Source organism: Pseudomonas sp. CCI4.2 (genome assembly GCF_034350045.1).
Classification (GTDB): Bacteria; Pseudomonadota; Gammaproteobacteria; order Pseudomonadales; family Pseudomonadaceae; genus Aquipseudomonas.
In genome coordinates this window covers 4910582-4927818 of sequence record NZ_CP133781.1, presented here as the reverse complement: position 1 = coordinate 4927818, position 17237 = coordinate 4910582, and the positions used below count along the sequence as shown (strand labels likewise).

The 17237-nt window shown below is 58.2% G+C and carries 26 protein-coding genes; 17 read left to right on the top strand and 9 right to left on the bottom strand.

Annotation, left to right across the window (positions count from 1 at the left end):
* Positions 1 to 5: 5 nt before the first annotated feature.
* The 5 genes from RHM65_RS22365 to RHM65_RS22345 form a co-directional block, all read right to left on the bottom strand.
* Positions 6 to 2708, bottom strand: coding sequence for a toprim domain-containing protein (locus RHM65_RS22365; RefSeq protein WP_322184072.1), 2703 nt, complete (start codon positions 2706 to 2708; stop codon positions 6 to 8).
* Positions 2709 to 2710: 2 nt separating this feature from the next.
* Positions 2711 to 2956, bottom strand: a complete 246-nt coding sequence (locus tag RHM65_RS22360; RefSeq protein ID WP_322184070.1) for a hypothetical protein — start codon at positions 2954 to 2956, stop codon at positions 2711 to 2713.
* Between the two features lie 74 nt (positions 2957 to 3030).
* Complete coding sequence (locus tag RHM65_RS22355; protein WP_322184068.1) at positions 3031 to 3396, bottom strand: hypothetical protein; 366 nt, start codon at positions 3394 to 3396, stop codon at positions 3031 to 3033.
* Positions 3393 to 3872, bottom strand: a complete 480-nt coding sequence (locus RHM65_RS22350; RefSeq protein ID WP_322184066.1) for a YmfL family putative regulatory protein — start codon at positions 3870 to 3872, stop codon at positions 3393 to 3395. The genes RHM65_RS22355 and RHM65_RS22350 overlap by 4 nt, the downstream gene beginning before the upstream one ends.
* A gap of 29 nt (positions 3873 to 3901) precedes the next feature.
* Positions 3902 to 4102, bottom strand: coding sequence for a DNA-binding protein (locus RHM65_RS22345; protein WP_322184064.1), 201 nt, complete (start codon positions 4100 to 4102; stop codon positions 3902 to 3904).
* Positions 4103 to 4194: 92 nt separating this feature from the next.
* Here RHM65_RS22345 and RHM65_RS22340 point away from each other — a divergent pair, with 92 nt between their 5' ends.
* Complete coding sequence (locus tag RHM65_RS22340) at positions 4195 to 4536, top strand: helix-turn-helix domain-containing protein (RefSeq protein ID WP_322185367.1); 342 nt, start codon at positions 4195 to 4197, stop codon at positions 4534 to 4536.
* An 86-nt stretch (positions 4537 to 4622) separates the two neighbouring features.
* Positions 4623 to 4808: a hypothetical protein gene (locus RHM65_RS22335; RefSeq protein WP_322184062.1), complete on the top strand. Its 186-nt coding sequence runs from the start codon at positions 4623 to 4625 to the stop codon at positions 4806 to 4808.
* Positions 4809 to 4874: 66 nt separating this feature from the next.
* Here the strand turns inward: RHM65_RS22335 and RHM65_RS22330 are convergent, their stop codons facing one another.
* From RHM65_RS22330 to RHM65_RS22320, 3 genes are all read right to left on the bottom strand, one after another.
* Positions 4875 to 5132: an ogr/Delta-like zinc finger family protein gene (locus tag RHM65_RS22330; RefSeq protein WP_322184060.1), complete on the bottom strand. Its 258-nt coding sequence runs from the start codon at positions 5130 to 5132 to the stop codon at positions 4875 to 4877.
* Positions 5133 to 5219: 87 nt separating this feature from the next.
* Positions 5220 to 6074 (bottom strand): phage portal protein, encoded by an 855-nt coding sequence (locus tag RHM65_RS22325; RefSeq protein WP_322184058.1) that lies wholly within the window; start codon positions 6072 to 6074, stop codon positions 5220 to 5222.
* Positions 5986 to 8064 carry a terminase large subunit domain-containing protein gene (locus tag RHM65_RS22320; protein WP_322184056.1) on the bottom strand — a complete coding sequence of 693 codons (2079 nt, stop codon included), beginning with the start codon at positions 8062 to 8064 and terminating at the stop codon, positions 5986 to 5988. The genes RHM65_RS22325 and RHM65_RS22320 overlap by 89 nt, the downstream gene beginning before the upstream one ends.
* 162 nt (positions 8065 to 8226) lie before the next feature.
* On the opposite strand from RHM65_RS22320, the gene RHM65_RS22315 reads away from it, so the two are divergent.
* From RHM65_RS22315 to RHM65_RS22245, 15 genes are all read left to right on the top strand, one after another.
* Positions 8227 to 9093 carry a GPO family capsid scaffolding protein gene (locus RHM65_RS22315; protein WP_322184054.1) on the top strand — a complete coding sequence of 289 codons (867 nt, stop codon included), beginning with the start codon at positions 8227 to 8229 and terminating at the stop codon, positions 9091 to 9093.
* Entirely contained in the window at positions 9093 to 10148 is a 1056-nt protein-coding gene (locus tag RHM65_RS22310; protein ID WP_322184052.1) for a phage major capsid protein, P2 family, read from the top strand. Before RHM65_RS22315 ends, RHM65_RS22310 begins: the two co-directional genes overlap by 1 nt.
* Entirely contained in the window at positions 10145 to 10831 is a 687-nt protein-coding gene (gene gpM, locus RHM65_RS22305) for a phage terminase small subunit (RefSeq protein ID WP_322184050.1), read from the top strand. The genes RHM65_RS22310 and gpM overlap by 4 nt, the downstream gene beginning before the upstream one ends.
* A gap of 135 nt (positions 10832 to 10966) precedes the next feature.
* Complete coding sequence (locus RHM65_RS22300) at positions 10967 to 11428, top strand: head completion/stabilization protein (protein WP_322184048.1); 462 nt, start codon at positions 10967 to 10969, stop codon at positions 11426 to 11428.
* Positions 11428 to 11883, top strand: a complete 456-nt coding sequence (locus RHM65_RS22295; protein ID WP_322184046.1) for a phage tail protein — start codon at positions 11428 to 11430, stop codon at positions 11881 to 11883. Before RHM65_RS22300 ends, RHM65_RS22295 begins: the two co-directional genes overlap by 1 nt.
* Positions 11864 to 12532 carry a phage virion morphogenesis protein gene (locus tag RHM65_RS22290; protein WP_322184044.1) on the top strand — a complete coding sequence of 223 codons (669 nt, stop codon included), beginning with the start codon at positions 11864 to 11866 and terminating at the stop codon, positions 12530 to 12532. Before RHM65_RS22295 ends, RHM65_RS22290 begins: the two co-directional genes overlap by 20 nt.
* A gap of 11 nt (positions 12533 to 12543) precedes the next feature.
* Positions 12544 to 13659: a DUF2586 domain-containing protein gene (locus RHM65_RS22285; RefSeq protein WP_322184042.1), complete on the top strand. Its 1116-nt coding sequence runs from the start codon at positions 12544 to 12546 to the stop codon at positions 13657 to 13659.
* A 21-nt stretch (positions 13660 to 13680) separates the two neighbouring features.
* Positions 13681 to 14130 (top strand): phage protein, encoded by a 450-nt coding sequence (locus RHM65_RS22280; protein WP_322184040.1) that lies wholly within the window; start codon positions 13681 to 13683, stop codon positions 14128 to 14130.
* Entirely contained in the window at positions 14130 to 14342 is a 213-nt protein-coding gene (locus tag RHM65_RS22275; RefSeq protein WP_322184038.1) for a TraR/DksA C4-type zinc finger protein, read from the top strand. Before RHM65_RS22280 ends, RHM65_RS22275 begins: the two co-directional genes overlap by 1 nt.
* Positions 14339 to 14668 carry a hypothetical protein gene (locus tag RHM65_RS22270; protein WP_322184036.1) on the top strand — a complete coding sequence of 110 codons (330 nt, stop codon included), beginning with the start codon at positions 14339 to 14341 and terminating at the stop codon, positions 14666 to 14668. Before RHM65_RS22275 ends, RHM65_RS22270 begins: the two co-directional genes overlap by 4 nt.
* On the top strand, positions 14665 to 15132 hold the full coding sequence (locus RHM65_RS22265; RefSeq protein ID WP_322184034.1) for a lysozyme: 468 nt from the start codon (positions 14665 to 14667) through the stop codon (positions 15130 to 15132). Before RHM65_RS22270 ends, RHM65_RS22265 begins: the two co-directional genes overlap by 4 nt.
* Entirely contained in the window at positions 15129 to 15572 is a 444-nt protein-coding gene (locus RHM65_RS22260) for a lysis protein (protein WP_322184032.1), read from the top strand. The genes RHM65_RS22265 and RHM65_RS22260 overlap by 4 nt, the downstream gene beginning before the upstream one ends.
* Before the next feature lie 37 nt (positions 15573 to 15609).
* Positions 15610 to 15897 carry a putative phage tail assembly chaperone gene (locus RHM65_RS22255; protein ID WP_322184030.1) on the top strand — a complete coding sequence of 96 codons (288 nt, stop codon included), beginning with the start codon at positions 15610 to 15612 and terminating at the stop codon, positions 15895 to 15897.
* 23 nt (positions 15898 to 15920) lie between these two features.
* The gene (locus tag RHM65_RS22250) at positions 15921 to 16061 is read left to right on the top strand and encodes a DUF6890 family protein (RefSeq protein WP_322184028.1); all 141 of its coding nucleotides are present in this window, start codon (positions 15921 to 15923) and stop codon (positions 16059 to 16061) included.
* Between the two features lie 10 nt (positions 16062 to 16071).
* Positions 16072 to 16821, top strand: coding sequence for a site-specific DNA-methyltransferase (locus RHM65_RS22245; RefSeq protein ID WP_322184026.1), 750 nt, complete (start codon positions 16072 to 16074; stop codon positions 16819 to 16821).
* Positions 16822 to 16936: 115 nt separating this feature from the next.
* Here RHM65_RS22245 and RHM65_RS22240 read toward each other — a convergent pair whose 3' ends face one another.
* Positions 16937 to 17119, bottom strand: coding sequence for a hypothetical protein (locus tag RHM65_RS22240; RefSeq protein ID WP_322184024.1), 183 nt, complete (start codon positions 17117 to 17119; stop codon positions 16937 to 16939).
* Positions 17120 to 17237: the final 118 nt, after the last annotated feature.

The window sequence follows — 17237 nt, the reverse complement described above, 5'->3', positions numbered from 1 at the left end:
CCATATCAAGACTTGAATTGCCAGCAGCTCACCGACTCAGGAGGCGGGTTCACCAAATTGTTCCGACGTTGAATGCTGCTGATCGCGCTGGAAGTGGTGCGGTTGATATCAATGAGTTTGTGCGTGCGGCAGTCGCGTAGCAGGGCGCGCAGGGTGCCAATGTCGGCCAGCTTCTGACGGTGTTCGGAGGCGATTTTTGCGAACCCATTGAGATTGATCGCAATGACATCAGCCTTCTTGCTGTGGTTGACCAGGGGTTCAGTAGTGAGTGATTCCAGATACTCGTAGACTTGCCAGAACTCGATCACCTCAGGCGGATCTACGACGATCGCTGCCTGTCGTTCGTGCGCCATCTCAACGATTTCTTTGCGTGTACCGCTGATCATGGCGTCGCTCAGCGGCAGGACCAGGGCGAGACAGTCAACAAGCGCGAGCATCATGCTGTGGTTCTTGATGATTCGAGCCGAGCCCAGCGTACGCAGCGAGCGAAGTTGTTCTCGGTGAGTCGGATAAGTCTCGCAAAAGCGAGCCATTACCTGTGGCTCGTGACTGATCGCCTGAACGATGAAGTTGCTGACATCGTTGATTTCCATCAGATTGAGGGCGTCAGCGGCGGCGCTGCTTTCTGGGGTGATTTTGGGCTTGAGGAAGTGTAGCTTGACGATCCGACTAATAATGGCCTCATGGCCCGTTACCGGTGCGTTCTGGCTGATAACGATTGTTCCGCGAAACTCTGGCTCATAGGTTTCGTTAGTGTTGTTCTTCACGCCGCGTGTGCCCAGCAGTCCTCCGCCGAAGTAGTCTTTGAGCTCATCCCAATCGAACGATTTGGTGTTTGACGCGTCGCTATTGCGATCGCCTTCAATCAGTACTATAGGCATCCCCGCGACTTGGCCCATGGAACGGCTACGTCCTGCTACTGTGCCTTTGGTAGGATCGAAGCCCTCATAGTGGCGACCGAATAGTTTCCAAAGGAACATGATTAAGGTGGTCTTGCCTGCATCAGGCTCTCCAGTTGCTTCCAAAAATGGAAAACTTTCGTACTGCGCCCGTATCTGCTCTGAGAACAGCGAACCGAACCAATACGTCAATGCGATCAATCCCTTTTCACCGAAGCAGAGCCACAGCTTCGCAAGCCACTCATCACGATAGCCATCGCTGCTGGCCTTTGGGTTGATCTTTACGTTTTTGACCAAGCACTTCACGCGGCGTTTGCCAAACTCGAAATAGTCCTCCGCATTGGCCTTGTACACCGTTCCGTTATGACAGGCTAAATCGCTAAAAATGTAAGCGCCATGATCCTTGCTGTAACCCACGAAGTCGATGGTTTCGACCGTCTTGATCCCCTCGATTTGCTTCATCGAAATCTGATCCAGGTGCTTTTGCGCACCAAGCCAAATAGCGCTGGAGTACAGAAGGCGTGCTTTGAATTCACTACTGGACGCAAACTGTTTAAGAGTGAAAGTGATTTTTTCGCTGGGCGCATCGCCAGGCGGATTTATGCGGACGTAATACCAAGCTTCACCCGTTGACTCATTTAATTGCTTGTACAACGTGTTGAAGTTGCAATTGGCCAACAGCTTCAAAGAACAAGCAGTATCCAGTGCTTTGAGCCTGGCTCCTTTGCTATTGAGCAACTGGTCGTCGTGATTCTCACTTTTGAAAATCTTCTTCTGCTCGTCGTCCAACTTGTGCAGGTCGAATTTTGCCCAGTACAAACGGTTGGCAAAATCGAAGTGGAATTCCGCGCCATTTTCTTCCCAGGTGTAAATCAACATCGCTTTATCGCGAGGCGATTCAGCCACCATCAAATCACCTTGGTGGCGAGCGGCTTCCAAATCACGCTTGCGTCTATGATTACGCTTTTGTTCGTCGTCTTCGAACTGCCAGCGCTGATGCAAGTCATTCCAGTCAACTTTGCGGCCAGGCTGAGGGATTAACGCTGCTCTGCAGGTAAAGCCCATTTCGCGGGCAAGACGAACCCAGCGTTGCGCGTAATTGCACGCCTCAGGCTCGTTGTCTGGCGCCCATACGAGTGTTGGCAAATTGGCAGCACGTAATTCAATAAGTTTCTTAAGCGACTCTTCTGGGAAGGCATTGGATGACATAGCCGCCACTGCGGCGATGTCGTTATGGATAAGCGCTATTGCGTCGAAAATTCCTTCGGTGATCCAGAGCTCTTCAACCTCAAGCAGATCGACGCACGGAGGGCACCACCAAACGCCCTTGTAACTTTCCCCAGGCTTGAATCGAGCTTTTTTCTTGCCGAAACGGTGAGGTTGATCAATCAAGCGTTCCCAATAACCGCCTTTCTCAAGGATGAAGCGCACCGTTGCACTACCGGCATTCACTTCAGGAGAGAAATAGCTCTCCTGGCTGAACCAGCCGGTAACAACCTCAAATCGAAATCCGCGAGCGAACTCCAGATAGGCTCGCGCCGTCGCGTTTGGCTGGTCATTTGTTGCCGGTGCGCGCTTGCTCCAGTCTTCAAAAAGATCGTTATAAATCTCCTTGACGGGCATGGTGTGTTTGCACTTTTCAGGGCGACCGCAAATAACCAACCAAGGTGCAGAAAACCGCGTGAAGAGAGTCTTTTGATTGCAATTCGGGCAAGTACCGCCACGCATGTAGTCAGTACCGCTGCGATGTCTGAGTCCGTAGTCGGACTCGAGACGCTGTAAAACATCGTGACGCAGATCGTCTCTCATGGTTATTTCACTGCTTTCAGACTAAGGCCGAGGCCGTGGGTGAGGGCGCCGATCAGACGTTTCTGAGCTGCCATAACCGGGCTATCAGCGAGAATTGATCCGTGCCGTAAGCCGTCAGGAATCAAGCGATATTGATCTGCGTACCAAAGGTCATTGAAGAGGAGACGGTATTGTTCGCGCAGATTGAACAGAAGTGCTTTGCCCTCTTCTGGGGTCAGTTTTGCGTTGATGTTCATAGCGTTTTCCATCTTCAAACCTCAATCACGGACGCAGCTCACCCATACCCACAGGGTGTGGGGCGGGCGGTTTGTTGGGGTAGGTGTTAGTGGAGAGTTAAGCGAAGACGCCCAGCATCCGGCGCCTTGATGATCCGGTCATAGATCAGGTCGACCGGGATGGCCCAGCTCAGACCCTTGACCGGATCACGCACAACGACGGTGGTATCGGTGCTGTAGTCCAAGTCAATACGCTGACGAAGTGAGATTCCAGTCAGGTCGATAAATGCCAATGACACAAGCTTGATCGCAGCCGATTCAGTTTCGTTAAAGCTAGAAACCAGGTGATTGATTGCTCGATCCAGAAGTTTTACCGGTTCCCCCAAATGCTCGCCTTGATGACGCTTTAGAAACGAAAGTGCGGACGCTTTCAGCATGTCTTGGTATTCCTGGACCGCAGGTAGACCGTTCATTGAGCAGGCCCTGACTTTTTACGGTAAAGATCAATCGCAGCAAGCACCTCGACGTGACGGGCTGCCATGTGAAGATTGTGTGCATTGAAGATCTGTTCTGCTTCGATATCGTTGATGCAACCATCCTCAAGCGCTTTGGCTATTTCCGTGTCTACGCATCCACGCTTTGCGGCCGTTTGGACAGAGAGGGTGTACATCTCGACATTATCCAAAGTGTCTGGCTCCGCAACAGGAACGAACAAGCCGCTGTACATTGCTGCAACGTAGTTTGGGAAATACTGTGTGCCTGCTTCCTGCTCTAGCTGGTAGAGCTGGGTATCAGTCAAAGGGCGACTGCTATTGTTCTCGTAGGCGTGATTATCAAACTTCTTTAACGCCAGGCCGATACGGGCTGCTGCGCATTCTCGTCCGCCTGGATAGCTGCAGATGATCGCGCTAACGACTTGCCGGCGTGTATTTAGAATGGGGCTTTTCATGTTCTGCTGTTCCCTGCTAGTAAGTGCGCTTACTGTTCGATTACGCCGTCTTTGATCCTGAGTAGCACGGCGGCGCGATGCGCCTCCCCACGGCGACCTTTGATCCGGCCGTTCAATAGGTCGCTGACTAAATTTTTGTTCAGTCCGTGTTTGCGGCTGAACTCAGCAATACTCATTCCTTTGTAATTCAGACCCTCACGGGCTTGCTCGGCTGTAATGGTGGCGGGCATAGTGCGTACTCTGTTGAGTTGTGTTTGGTTGCGTCTCTCTGTGGCGATTCTTGGTCAAAAATTTATTCATGTCAATGCTGGTGATTAAAAAAATGCTCATAGCGGATCAGGTTGGTGAACGCCTTCGGGAAGAACGAGAGCGTTTAAGACTGACTCAAACGGAGTTTGGAGCACTTCTGCGAGTCAGTAGGGGCACGCAAAAGAACTATGAATTGGGGGCTAACTCGCTCGACCTTCGCTACGTCGCTGCGCTTGAGGAAAACGGTGTGGACGCTGGTTTTGTGTTGACCGGGCGCAGATCTACGCCACTTGGCCAACTGATTACAGCTGGAGAGGAGGAGTTGATTAACCAGTACAGAAGCATTCCGGACGATGATCAGAAGGCGATACGTCGATTTTTGAGAGCCATGGCAGATGACGCCGCTAAAGGATGACTTAACTCGTAACAAAAGCGTGTTGGGCATTAGTGCTCTCTTACTCCAAAACACTGATTCAGCAATGCAGTCATGGAGTACCAAGCATGTTGGATCGCATCAAAAAACTGCTCGTTTGCTTTGGGTTTGGCGAGTTCGAATGGTTTGGGCTCACCAAAGCAGAACGCCGTCTAATTGGCTTTTACCGAACGTTGAGTGGACAGGATCAAGGTCAGCTCCGCAGGCTTTCTGAGGTACTTGCCGCTCACTCAGAAAGATCAAAAGACCGCTGACAATCGTTTTGCCCGAACCATTTTCGTTCTTTCCATCGCCGACGTTCTGGGTCGGCGGTTTGCATCTCACACGCCCGCTTGCGCCCCAAGCTGTTCGAACAGTTCCCTCTGTTTTGCTCTGGGCATCTCTTTCAAATGATCGAGCAGCACTCTCTCAAATAACTCGGCTGACGGGCTCAGCGTGTGAGAAAAGGTCAAGTTGGCGACCCAGGTGTGTCCGCATTTTGCGTTGAGGCATTGACAGTACAGCTTCGCAAACTCCGTCGATAACTTCTCCCTGGAAGCGATCCGACCCTTGTGCCCGCATTTGCATTCGACTCGCATTGTGTCCCTCCCCAGGGCGTCCAATGCCTCCATACTGCCACAATATGTAGTGTTAATCTTTCTTCCAAGCGCTACATGTAGTGTTGGTTATATGGTTTCAGCATCTTTCCAAGCGAATCGCCTGTCGGTCCGTAACGTCCCATTCAGCTGATTAAATAACTGACTGATGGGACGAATTTCGTTATTAGTGTAGACCCGGTCAATCTTTTCAATGTCTCCAAAGCCGGCAGCGTTCTCTGGCATGACACCAGCAAGCGCCGGGTTCATCCGCCAAGCCGCGATCACGTCGTTGCGGGTGATGGTCTTGACCCGTTCAAACTCGTCCTTGGTGGCGATATCGCCGATCGGAATAATCTGAATACCTTTGTCGCTGCCGCCCGGAATATTCACAAACATCGACCGGAAGTTACCGACTCCCTTACTGGCACTGATCTGGCTTTTGAGCTTGATCTCATCCTCTTCCGACAGGTCTGGGTCGTTGGTGTAGAAAATGAAACCAGCGTGGGCACCGTTGTTGTAGTACCGGCGCCGGAACAAGGTGGCCGACTCGTTGAGCAGCAGGGCATGCATCCCGCCCAGGTAATCGGGCACTCCGTAAATGCTTTGTTCCACGTCGTAGTCCATCACGTGTTCGACCTGGTCCTTTTCAAAGTGCAGCTCTTTGCCGTTCGGCAACAGCATCACAAAGTCTCCCCCCACTTTTCGACGCATGTTAATCGCTGGCAAATGCCGCAGCTCCAGGACTTGGCCGATCACGTTGGTGAGCCGCTGGAAATACGCCTCGCCAAACACCATGAAGTCCAAAGCTGCGCGGCCCATGGTATGAGCACTGCAGCCGGCGGACGGAATAAAATTACGCAGCAGCAGGTTGCGCTTGAACCGGGGGATGGTGCCGTGGTGCGCGTTGGCCCGCAGCAGCTTGGCCAGACCGATCCGCGACACCGGTGGGGTGTAAATCCGCCCGTCTTCGCTGGCGAACACGCCTAGGTAGTCGCCCATGTTGCTGGTCAGCACCGACTCGGGCGTTCCAAAACTGAAGGCCCGCGTCTTTTGGTTTTTGTCGTTGGGCGCGGAGCCCTGATGAACCGGATTCGCCGGATTGTCCTGCGTGTGATCGTGCATGGGTGCCTTCTACGGTTGACCAGCGACTTTTGCGCTTTTTGTGAATGTTGAGGGGTTCATTGGCGAGTGCGTGCATCACCGCCCAGGCGACGTCCGCGTGGCCAGTGGCGTCGGTGCGTGAGGCGCTGTAGGTGATCTGGCCACTGCCGGTGGCGCCACGCTTGATGGTCAGGAAGGCCGAGGCTATGTCGTTCCAGTCCGCGTCCCACTCAATGCGTCGGCCCTGAATGGTGTCCTGCGCCTTGAGCACCAAGGTGTTCTTGGTTTCCAGGCTGTAGTGGATCGGTGTGGCCCGAGCGTAAAAGTCCCGTACCAGGTCAAACACCCCGTAACCCACCCCGGTGATGTCGATGCCGATGTGCTGCACGTTGAACCGTTCGGTGAGCTTTTTGACTTGCGCCGCCTGGTAGGTAAACGAGTGACCGCGCCAGGAGTGCTTTTCCAGAATCCGAAACTTGCCCCCTGGTTCGAGCGGCGGCGCCACCACCACGCACGACGCGTCGTCGCGGGTGCGGCTGGGGTCGTATCCAATCCACACCGGTGCATTGCCAAAGGGCTGATCGCACTTGGGGTCCGAGTTGTAATCGGTCCACAGGGTCAGGTCCGAGTAACACTTCTCCAGGTCCGCCAAGTTGAACGCGCTCTGCGTGCTGTCGATGAACTGGCACAAATACAGCTGGTTGAACTGGTCGTCGGAGTTCTCCAGGCGCAGTTGCTCCAGGTCGAACAGATCACAGCCGCCGGCAATGGCGTCGTGGATGGTGATGACCTTGCGCCATTGACCGTCCGGACACAGCGTGCCCCGGCGTAACTCCTCCGCGCTCGGGAACGACTGACTCGCCGCCTTGTGTTTGCCACGGCGGAACGTGTCGCCCGTCCAGAACGGGTACGCCTGGTGGCTGACCGCGCTCGGGGTTGAGAAGTACGTCTTGCGCCACTTTTTGTGGGTAGCCATGGCCCCGGACAGGGTGTTGAGTTTTTCAAAGTCGCGGATCCAGAAATACTCATCCACATATACGTGTCCGTGGTGCCCTTGGGCGGTACTGCTGTTCGTGCTCAAGAACCGCAGCTCGGCGCCGTTGCTCAAGATAATCGGGTTGCCGGTCAGCTCCAAACCAAACCACTCGCGGGCAAACTTGATGATGTAGTTACGAAAAATCTCGGACTGGGCCCGGCTGGCCGACAGGAACATCTGGTTGTCAGCGGTCAACACCGCGTCCATGAACGCTTCGCCGGCAAAGTAATAGGTCAGTCCCGTCTGGCGCGCCTTGAGCACGTTACGAATGCGCCGGGTCAGCGGGTTCTGTTTGGCGGCAAACAACTCCTTTTGGTAGCCAAACAGCCGACTGACGAACTTCTCCAGAAAGTCCACTTCAGTCAGGTGCGAGATATCGTTTTTTAAAGTCTTCTTTTTTTCTTTTTTTTGGGTGTCCCGATCATGGCGGCGGGTGCGGTCTGCGTGATCGCGGCGTTGCTGCGATACCGGGGGAGGTTCGAGGTCGTCTGCAGGGCGCGGGGCGGGTTTGGCCGTTTGGGTCTGCAAGCGCCCGCGTACCTGGATCAGCCGATCCAGTTCGTCCAGGTCGACCTTGGCCAGGCCTTCTTTCTTTTCCAGGATTAGGGTGATGCGCCGGCTGACCGCGCTCAACGGTTCTTCATCCGTGAGCAGGTCATCCCAACCGCCTTTGGCGATCCAGTAATAGACGATGCGGATGTTGGGCAGGTGCAGTTGTGCCTGGATTTCGCGTGGCTTATAGCGGCGCAAATACAGGCGTTTGGCGGCGTCTTTGACTTCGGGGGCGTAGGGCATGGGCCGCAGTTTAGGCAGGCCAACGCCCGGAAACCCGCGCTAAAAATCCGCGTTCCTCCTACTTCCCGGGAATAGGTGAAACACGGAGTTGAGTCGATTGTTTGGGTCGAAACAGCTGCCTATGGTGGCGGCCACTAGATCCACACCGAGCGATTTGGCCCCATGCCCCGCACCCTCATTACTGACTGGAAACGTGTCGCTACCAGCGGCAAGACCGCCGACGGTCGCACCATCGATCCGCAGGATTTGCGCGACATGGCGGCCAGCTACAACCCCGCGACCTACACCGCGACCATCTGGTACGAGCACATTCGCTATTTTGGCAGCATGGGCACCGTCGCCCAGGTGAAAGCCGAAGAGCTCGACGGTGGCCACGTTGCGTTGTTCGCCCGACTGCAGCCCAACGATCGGCTGCTCCAACTGAACAAGGACGGCCAGAAGATTTTCAGCAGCGTGGAAATTCAGCCGAATTTCGGTGACAGCGGCCAGGCCTACCTGTGCGGCCTGGCGGTCACTGATGAACCGGCGAGCCTCGGTACCGAGCCGCTGCATTTTTCCCGCAAAGCCGCCACCGGCAATCACTTTGCCAACGTCGAGCCACTGGGTGACCTGATGCCTGCTGGGACGGGCGACGCGGGTGACACTGAGCTCAAGTTTTTTGCCCGCCTGATGAACCTGTTTCAAGCCAACCCCCTCGCTCCTCCCTTTGAAGAGAACTCCTCCATGGACCCCAAAACCGCCGAGGTCTTTGCTGCCGCCGTGGCCAAGCTCGACACCGTGGCCATCCGCCTCGAAACAAGCGCGGCCACGTTTGCCGCTCAGCCGGCTGCTCCCATCGCTCCCGCTGTTCCCGTCGCCGAAACGATTACCGCGCCGGGTGTCGGCGTGACCGCCGAACAATTCAGTGAGCTGCAAGGCTCACTGCAGTCGCTCACCCACTTGTTCAACACCGCGCTCAACCAGGGCCAAGGCCAACACGTGCCCCTGGTCACCGGCGCTGTCGATGAAAAACCCGAGGCCGTGTACTGATGAGCCTGAGCACAACCGCCCGTTTGAAATTCAGCACCCTGGCGCTGGCCATCGCCTCCACCTATGCCGTGGAGGACGTGCGCCAGGCCTTTAATGTCGACCCGACCCATGCCCAGACCCTTAACGACAAGATCACCCTGAGCTCGGCCTTCCTGCAGCGCATCAATGTGTTGCCGGTCAGCGAGATCAAGGGCGAGAAAGTCATGCTGGGCGTCAATGGCACCGTGACCGGCCGCACTAACACCAATACCACCGACCGCGAAGCGCACAACGTGCTGGGCCTTGACGGCCTGGGTTACGAATTGTTCGACACCCACAGCGACGTGGCGCTCAAATACGCCACGATCGATGCTTGGGCCAAGTTCCCCGATTTTGCCAAGCGCTATGCCGCCGCAGTGCAAAAGCAGATCGGTCTGGACCGGATCATCATCGGCTGGAATGGCACCAGCATTGCCGCCAACACCGACCGCATTGCCAACCCGCTGCTGCAGGACGTGAACAAGGGCTGGCTGCAGATTGCCCGCGAGCAGGCCCCGCAGCAGATTCTTGAAAGTGGCGAGACCCAATGGAAAATCAAGATCGGCGTGGGGGGTGACTACGCCAACCTCGACGCCCTGGTCTTTGACGTCTCGTTGATGATCGACGAAGAATTCCGCGACGGCGGCGACCTGGTCGCGATCATTGGCCGCGATATGCTGGCCCGCGAGAAGGGCAAGTTGTACGCCGCCCAGGGCGACACCCCGACAGAGAAGGAGCGCATTGAGCAGGCGCAGGTCATCGCCACGTATGGCGGCTTGCCGACGTTCACGTGCCCGCACTTTCCGAGCACCGGCGTGGTGGTCACCAGTTGGGACAACCTGTCGATCTACTTTCAGGACACCAGCTGGCGCCGCCAGATCATCGAGAACCCCAAACGCTCGCAGATCGAGGACTACAACGCTCGCAACGAGGGTTATGTGATCGAGCAACTGGGCAAGTTTGCCGCGATTGAACCGCGCAACGTCGAGTTCGTGACGCCACTGGTACCTGATGTTCCTGAGGAGTTCGGCGTATGAGCCTGGCCCTGAAACACAAACGCCGCGTGCTCGATCACGGGTCCGCTGCCGTCGGGACGCCGTACACCCCGGCCACAGCGCTGGCCGGTCCCGCCAATGCACAAAAACACCTGGCATTGATGACCAGTGCCCTGGCCGTGGATTGCGCCAGGCTCTCGGACTTGAACGCCATGGAAGCCCGCCAGCGCCTCAAGCGTGAAGAGCTGCTGCCCAAGTACCTGGAGTACGTGGAGCGTTATCACGAGTCGGGCCTGAACCACCCCAACCCGGTACTGGTGCAGGTGCTGGTCTGGCTGTTTGACACCGAGCAGTTTGAGCAAGGCCTGGAGCTGGCCGACTTTGCCATGGCACAGAACCAGGCCATGCCCGAGCGCTTCAAGCGCGACATCCCGACCTTCATTGGCGACGCCGTGGCCGACTGGGCTGACGCCGAGTACAAGGCCGGGCGCAGCCCGGAGCCGTACCTGTCGCAACTGCTGCCGCGTGTCGATGGCGAGTGGCAACTGTTCGAAAAAATCCCTGCGCGCTACCACAAGTTGCTCGGCCTGATCGCCTTTGACCAGGAGCGCTGGAGCGAGGCCATTGCCCACTTTGAGCGGGCCACGCATTTGTACCCTGGCATCGGTGTGAAGACCAAACAGGACGATGCGCACAAGGCCCTCAAGAAACAGCAGGCCGATTAAAAAAGACTACCCCCCCCAGCGGGGAACGATCGACCTGAGTCGCCTTGAGTGGTCCGCCTCACGTGACATCGTTTCCCCGCTCTATTTTTTATTTGTAAGCCATTTTCCTTTTTTTAGTTCCTGGAGCGCGGCGGTATGAGTTTCTCGGGCAGGCCCACCACCTTGATTGATCAGCCGATCGCCAATGACGGCTTTTGGCCGGACCTGGACGTGGCTGAATTTCAACGTGGTTATCGGCTGCCGGCGGAGTACCTGGTCGAGTTGCTGGTGGACGGCATTACCCTGGCCATGGGCGAAATCAACCTGGACCTGTGCCGGCGTCAGCTGCGTTGGCAGGCGCTGGGTATCGATACCCTCGCGACCGCCGACCTGGTGCTGCTGCCAAGACGAGAACTGATGGTCCTGAGCTACAAGCGCGCCGTGTATTGCCGCGCCAAGTCCTACCTGCTGGCCCAATTCGTCACCGTGGTGCGCCGCGAGTCGGCCGAGAACTTGGCCAAGGAAGCCCCGGACACGGCGGCGGCCTTTCTGGCGTTCAGCCAACAAGCGGTGCGCCTGATTCAGGGCCGTTCGCGCATCACTGCAGAGCTGCTCTGATGGACAAGCTGCGGGCCTTGACCGCCTTCTTGATCGAGCGCCGCGTGGTGCTGCCCGAGCAGCTCGACAGCTGGGCCGAACACATCACCTTACCGCTGCGCTGGAAGCCCACCGACAAGGGTTTGCACATGGGCGACATGCACTATCGGGCGGTCATATCACTTGAGCGTTTTGCCGATCATCCGGCGCGCCTCATGGCCCTGGTGGGGTACTGGCTCGAACTGCACGACGTCAACCGTGAAGACGATGACCTGGCCCCGCCCAGCTTTGAGATTGACCAACTGGACCCGGACGTTGCCGACGTCGAGCTGCAGTTGGATTTCATCGAGCCGCAGCACCTGGCGGAAGACGACAACGGCGAGTTCGAAGCATTTGGCAAACGCTGGGCCTTTGTCCCCTATGACCTGTGGATTGCCGAACAGGGGGCCGTGATTCATGAGCCAGCCGATGTTTAATTTTGATGTGCGTGGACTGGTCGGTGCCCAGCAGCAGTTGCAGTTGCTGGCCTTGTCAGCAGCCCAGCGTCGGCGCCTGCTGAACACCGCCGCCAAGCGCCTGCGCACGTCGAACCGGCAACGCATCCGCGCCCAGCGCAACCTGGACGGCACGGCCTACGCGCCACGCAACGGGGGCAGCAAACGCAAGCTGTTGAGCGGCCTGGGCAAAAACCTGCAGGTGGTCAGTGTCAGCAGCGAGAGCGCCGTTCTGGGCTGGAAGAGCCGCGTGACCTCGCGCATCGCCGACGAACACCAGGCCGGCAAGACCGAGACCATGACCCCGGCCCGTCTGCGCCGCCAGAATAAGGCCCCGGACTACGCCGCCCCGGCCACCCGTGAGCAGGCCAAGGGTTTGCTCAAGGCGGGCTATCAGGTGCGCAGTGGAAAGAATGGAAAACGCCGGAAGCGGCCGGCGCTGGGCTGGATCGTCGAACACCTCAAGAGCGGACAGGCCGGGTTGATCCTGGCCCAGCTGCAAGGCAAGACCCCCAAAAGACACAGCTGGAACGTGGTGCTCCCGGCGCGCGCCGTGCTGGGCGCTTCTGCCCAGGACGTGCGCCAGGTGTTGAGCACCGTGCTGCAGCAAACCCTTAACGCCCCCCGATAGCGAGACCTCCCATGGCTCAAGGCAACGTCAGCGTCAATAACCTGAATCTGGGCCAAGGCCCGGTCACGGCGATTGAGCGCTATTTTCTGTTCATCGGCCCGGCGCCGAAAAACGTCGGCAAGCTGCTGGCCTTGAACACCGACAGCGACCTGGACATTGAATTGGGTGAGGCGGTTTCGGACCTCAAGACCCAGATCAGCGCGGCGCGCTTTAACGGCGGTGACCGCTGGGCCTGCACCGCCGCGCCTCTGGCTGCCGACGGCGAGTGGCAAGCGGCGCTGGACCAGGCGCAAGACGCTAACGTGGCGGTTGAAGCCGTGATCATCACCAAGCCGGTGGACGCCCCGGCGGAACTGGAAGCCCTGCACGCCGCCGCCATCGCCCTGGGCAACCGCTACGGGCGTCGCCTGTTTGTCATGGCTTGCTCGATTGGCATCGCCAAGGATCAGGAGTGGTCCGAGTACCTGATTGAACAACGCGCCCTGACAGCGAATGTGGCCGCGCCTCGGGTGCTGCTGGTGCCGCAGTTGCACGGCAATGATCTGGGTGTGCTGGCCGGTCGTTTGGCCAGTGCTCAGGTGAGCATTGCCGACAGCCCGATGCGGGTGGCCACCGGTGCGCTGGTCGCCCTGGGTCCAGTGCCGACCGACTCAGAAGGCCAGGCGTTGTCCTCGGCGGTCTTGAGTGAACTGGACAAGGCGCGCCTCTCGGTGCCGCAGTCCTACGCCGATTACCCCGGCATGTTCTGGGGTGACGCCACTTTGCTCGACGCTCCGGGCAGCGATTTCACGGTGATCGAGAACCTGCGCATTGTCGACAAGGCGGCCCGCCTGATCCGGATCTTGCTGATTCGCCTGGTGGCGGACCGCACGGTCAACAGCACCCCCAACAGCATGGCCAGCACCAAGCTCAAGTTAATGCGCCCGCTGCGCGAGATGTCGCGTTCAGCAAGCTTTGCCGGTCTGGTGTTTCCCGGCGACATCCAGCCCCCCAAAGATGGCGACATCACCCTGGTGTGGAAAAGCCGCACCGCGATTGAGGCCTACCTGATGGTCCGCCCCTACAACTGCCCCAAGGACCTGACCGCCAACATCGCGCTGGATTTGTCCTTGGGCGATGACGAGTAATAAAAGTAAGAGGAAAGCAGCATGTCACGCATTAGCGGTATGAACTTCGACGTCACCTTGGGCGACCTGCAGGTGCACATCGAAAAAGCCTCACTGGATTTGACCGACAACAGCGCCGTGGCCCAGACCCGAGGCGTGCCTGACGGGCACGTGGACGGCGACGTGGCGGCCAGCGGCGAGTTCGAGCTGGACAGTACCAACTTTTCCCTGCTGATCGAAGCCGCCGGCCGCGCAGGCTCGTTTCGCAAGCTGGAAGCCTTTGACGTGCTGTTCTTTGCCAAGACCGCGACCGATGAACTGCGGGTGGAAGCCTTCGGCTGCAAGCTCAAGATTGCCGGCCTGCTGGACATCGATCCCAAGGGCGGCAGCAAGTCCACGCACAAGGTGGCCTTCGACGTCACCAGTCCAGACTTTATCCGCATCAACGGCGTGCCGTACCTGGACTCGACCGAAACCGAAGGGTTCAGCTGATGGCCGATTGGCTCGACGACGCCCAGGTGATCGAGGAGCTGGAGCGCAAGCGGTCGATTGAGGGCCTGCTGGCCCGGCCGCGCCCCTCGGGGCCGAGCCGCAGCCACTGCCTGACGTGTGACGACAAGATCCCTGCACGGCGCCAGGCAATGGGCGCGATCGTCCGTTGTGTGCCGTGCCAGACCACTTTCGAGAAAGGAAACCGCCGATGACCCACAGTCTATGGCCAAGCCTCGGTGAGGCGAGTTCAGAGTCCGGACGCCTGGCCAGCCTGGAGCAGAATATGGCAGTCATTCAACACCGCCTGACTCATATGGAGAACCGGCACGAATCGGTGCCGATACGGGTCACCAAGCTGGAACAACAGTTCGAACACATGTCGGGTCAGCTGTCTGAACTCAACGTGGGCCAGCAAAAACTGACCAGCGTGGTGTCCGGTATCAGCACCAGGATCACCTGGGCGCTGGCCGTGGCCAGCACGCTGTGGGCCATTCTGCAGATGTTCGGCCCCGTGCTGATGCGGGTGCTATGGCCATGAACCTACGCCAGAAGGTCATCATCGGTGCACTGACCGGCAGCATGGGCATGGCCGGCGCCCTGGTGACATGGTTCGAAGGCCGCTCACTGGTGGCCTACCTGGACCCGGTCGGCATCCCCACCCTTTGCGAAGGCATCACCCGAGGCGTGTCCCTGGGCGACGTGGCCACGCCTGTCCAGTGCAACCAGTTGCTGGAACAGGAGCTGAACAGCGCCCTGGCAGCGGTTGACCGACAGGTACGCGTGCCATTACCCGAGACCCGTCGCGCCGCCCTGGGCTCGTTTGTTTACAACGTCGGTGAAAGCCAGTTCGCCCGCTCCACGCTGCTGCGCAAGTTGAATGACGGCAACGCCCAGGGCGCCTGTACCGAACTGAGTCGCTGGGTCTATGCCGGCGGTAAACCGTTGGCCGGCCTGGTCAAGCGTCGAGCGGCTGAAGGTGAATTGTGCGAGGTGGGGTTGTGATCCGTTATGCCTTGATCCCGTTACTGGTGGGGCTGCTGATCTGGATCGGCGCTGACCTGCTGGGCACCGCCCAACGCGAACGCGACAGCGCCGTGCATGAACTGACCGGCGTGCGCGAAGCGGCCCGGCTCAGCGGCGAACGTCTGGCCGCCCGTGACGCGATTGACCTTCAACGTACCCAGGAACTGAACGATGAACGCACTGAAAACGATGGGCTGCGCCGCGCTGTTGACGATGGCCGTCAGCGGCTGCGCGTTAACGCCACCTGCAGCGCCGCAGTGCCCTCTGACCCCAGCACCGGCCGCCTGGCTGATGCAGCCAGCGCCGAACTCACAGCAGACGCTCGACCGGATTATTTCACCCTCAAAGATCAGCTCGCCCTCAGTCGGCAAATGATTCTTGGTCTGCAAGACCATGTGCGCCAGGTTTGTCTGCGCTGACTTCACCCACCTTTTCACCTCTGAACGGATCCACGCCATGACTGACAAACGCGACATTACCCTGAGCATCGGCGACACCGACTTTACCTTCACCCTGGCCCCGGCCGACGTCACCAAGTACTTCAACGCGGTGACCCCCAACAACAAGGTGGCGCCGTCCAACAACCTGCTGACCAACACCGTGATCGCCGAGCACCTGGGCGCGCTGCGCCCGTTGCTGCGCAACCCGGTGTTGACCATGCAGCTGGCGGGCACCTTGCTCGAGGAGTACGCGCCGGACGTTGAGATCGTCGTAAAAAAGCCCTCGACCGCGCCGAGCGTCTGAGCGAGGGCGGCCTGGGCCAGTTGATGGCCCTGGTCGAGCGCTGGCTGCCGGGCCTTGAACCCAGTGCCCACAACCTGGGCACGGCCAAGTACCTGGAAGACGAACATTGGAAACGTATGGAGATCGCCGTGGCTAACGGCATCTCCATGGCACTCAAAGGTTAAGGATTAAGTCATGTCGCACACCCGTAAAAACCACCTGTACCAAGGTGACTGCCTGAAGTTTCTCGCCACGCTTGAAACGGCGTCCGTCGACGCCTTGATCACCGATCCTCCTTATTCAAGCGGCGGACTGCACGCCGCTACCCGGCAACAGTCACCGTCGACCAAGTACGTGCAAGGTGGGCAGAAAAAGGCCTACGCAGAATTTGTCGGCGATAACCGGGACCAACGCTCACAGTTGAGCTGGTACGTGCTGTGGCTGTCCGAGGCGTACCGCGTTTTAAAGCCGGGCGCGCCGGTGTGCCTGTTCAGTGATTGGCGGCAGCTGCCGCTGACCACCGATGCGCTGCAGGCGGCCGGGTTTACCTGGCGCGGTATTGCGGTGTGGGACAAGACCGAAGGCGTTCGCCCGCAGTCGGGCCGGTTCCGCTCCCAGGCTGAATACATCATCTGGGGCAGCAAGGACGCCATGCCGCTGGATCGTAAGGCGTCAGTCTTACCCGGCGTGTTTCGTCATCCCGTGCTGCGTGCCGACAAGTTTCACATGACCGGCAAACCTACGGCATTGATGCGAGACGTGGTGAAGATCTGCGAACGCGGTGGCGTCATTCTCGACCCGTTTGCCGGATCGGGCACTACGTTGGTTGCGGCCGCGACGGAAGGGTACGACTGGCTGGGCAGTGAAATGCTAGAGCACAACGTGACGATCTGCCACGAACGCTTGGCCGTGGCAGCCTCAGCCGATATGGCGTTGGCCAGCTAGCCGCAATAACACCGGATGGGTTCGCCCGGGAGGTCAGTTCGATGAATCACACCAGATACAAGACGGGCCTTCGGGCCTCCCTGTTAAACCAGCCAATGGTCTCCAGAATGAATGGCTACAGCTCCGCTAGGGTCGCCGACATAAGCGCCATGCTCTGTCGCAGCTCGTCCCGCACTTCATCTTCCAGCGGATACGGCGCCCCGGTCTTCAATGTTGCGATGGCTTCTTTGACGAAGCTGTTGAGGGTGTCGCTGGCGATGATCAAATCGACCACGGCATTGCGTGCTGTGCTGTCCATGCTGGCCTTTCTCCTAATTGCAATGCGTGGAACGTTCCACGTTTCACCCCATCGAGTCTGGGTGCGTATTAATTTAATACGGCCTAGCCCGAAGCTTCAATGCACATCACCGGTATGG

What these genes read in the sequence shown, in the direction of transcription:
- RHM65_RS22365 (WP_322184072.1), bottom strand. Translation starts at nt 2,708, where the DNA reads ATGAGAGACGATCTGCGTCACGATGTTTTACAGCGTCTCGAGTCCGAC.
- RHM65_RS22360 (WP_322184070.1), bottom strand. Translation starts at nt 2,956, where the DNA reads ATGGAAAACGCTATGAACATCAACGCAAAACTGACCCCAGAAGAGGGC.
- RHM65_RS22355 (WP_322184068.1), bottom strand. Translation starts at nt 3,396, where the DNA reads ATGAACGGTCTACCTGCGGTCCAGGAATACCAAGACATGCTGAAAGCG.
- RHM65_RS22350 (WP_322184066.1), bottom strand. Translation starts at nt 3,872, where the DNA reads ATGAAAAGCCCCATTCTAAATACACGCCGGCAAGTCGTTAGCGCGATC.
- RHM65_RS22345 (WP_322184064.1), bottom strand. Translation starts at nt 4,102, where the DNA reads ATGCCCGCCACCATTACAGCCGAGCAAGCCCGTGAGGGTCTGAATTAC.
- RHM65_RS22340 (WP_322185367.1), top strand. Translation starts at nt 4,195, where the DNA reads ATGCTCATAGCGGATCAGGTTGGTGAACGCCTTCGGGAAGAACGAGAG.
- RHM65_RS22335 (WP_322184062.1), top strand. Translation starts at nt 4,623, where the DNA reads ATGTTGGATCGCATCAAAAAACTGCTCGTTTGCTTTGGGTTTGGCGAG.
- RHM65_RS22330 (WP_322184060.1), bottom strand. Translation starts at nt 5,132, where the DNA reads ATGCGAGTCGAATGCAAATGCGGGCACAAGGGTCGGATCGCTTCCAGG.
- RHM65_RS22320 (WP_322184056.1), bottom strand. Translation starts at nt 8,064, where the DNA reads ATGCCCTACGCCCCCGAAGTCAAAGACGCCGCCAAACGCCTGTATTTG.
- RHM65_RS22315 (WP_322184054.1), top strand. Translation starts at nt 8,227, where the DNA reads ATGCCCCGCACCCTCATTACTGACTGGAAACGTGTCGCTACCAGCGGC.
- RHM65_RS22310 (WP_322184052.1), top strand. Translation starts at nt 9,093, where the DNA reads ATGAGCCTGAGCACAACCGCCCGTTTGAAATTCAGCACCCTGGCGCTG.
- gpM (WP_322184050.1), top strand. Translation starts at nt 10,145, where the DNA reads ATGAGCCTGGCCCTGAAACACAAACGCCGCGTGCTCGATCACGGGTCC.
- RHM65_RS22300 (WP_322184048.1), top strand. Translation starts at nt 10,967, where the DNA reads ATGAGTTTCTCGGGCAGGCCCACCACCTTGATTGATCAGCCGATCGCC.
- RHM65_RS22295 (WP_322184046.1), top strand. Translation starts at nt 11,428, where the DNA reads ATGGACAAGCTGCGGGCCTTGACCGCCTTCTTGATCGAGCGCCGCGTG.
- RHM65_RS22290 (WP_322184044.1), top strand. Translation starts at nt 11,864, where the DNA reads ATGAGCCAGCCGATGTTTAATTTTGATGTGCGTGGACTGGTCGGTGCC.
- RHM65_RS22285 (WP_322184042.1), top strand. Translation starts at nt 12,544, where the DNA reads ATGGCTCAAGGCAACGTCAGCGTCAATAACCTGAATCTGGGCCAAGGC.
- RHM65_RS22280 (WP_322184040.1), top strand. Translation starts at nt 13,681, where the DNA reads ATGTCACGCATTAGCGGTATGAACTTCGACGTCACCTTGGGCGACCTG.
- RHM65_RS22275 (WP_322184038.1), top strand. Translation starts at nt 14,130, where the DNA reads ATGGCCGATTGGCTCGACGACGCCCAGGTGATCGAGGAGCTGGAGCGC.
- RHM65_RS22270 (WP_322184036.1), top strand. Translation starts at nt 14,339, where the DNA reads ATGACCCACAGTCTATGGCCAAGCCTCGGTGAGGCGAGTTCAGAGTCC.
- RHM65_RS22265 (WP_322184034.1), top strand. Translation starts at nt 14,665, where the DNA reads ATGAACCTACGCCAGAAGGTCATCATCGGTGCACTGACCGGCAGCATG.
- RHM65_RS22255 (WP_322184030.1), top strand. Translation starts at nt 15,610, where the DNA reads ATGACTGACAAACGCGACATTACCCTGAGCATCGGCGACACCGACTTT.
- RHM65_RS22250 (WP_322184028.1), top strand. Translation starts at nt 15,921, where the DNA reads ATGGCCCTGGTCGAGCGCTGGCTGCCGGGCCTTGAACCCAGTGCCCAC.
- RHM65_RS22245 (WP_322184026.1), top strand. Translation starts at nt 16,072, where the DNA reads ATGTCGCACACCCGTAAAAACCACCTGTACCAAGGTGACTGCCTGAAG.
- RHM65_RS22240 (WP_322184024.1), bottom strand. Translation starts at nt 17,119, where the DNA reads ATGGACAGCACAGCACGCAATGCCGTGGTCGATTTGATCATCGCCAGC.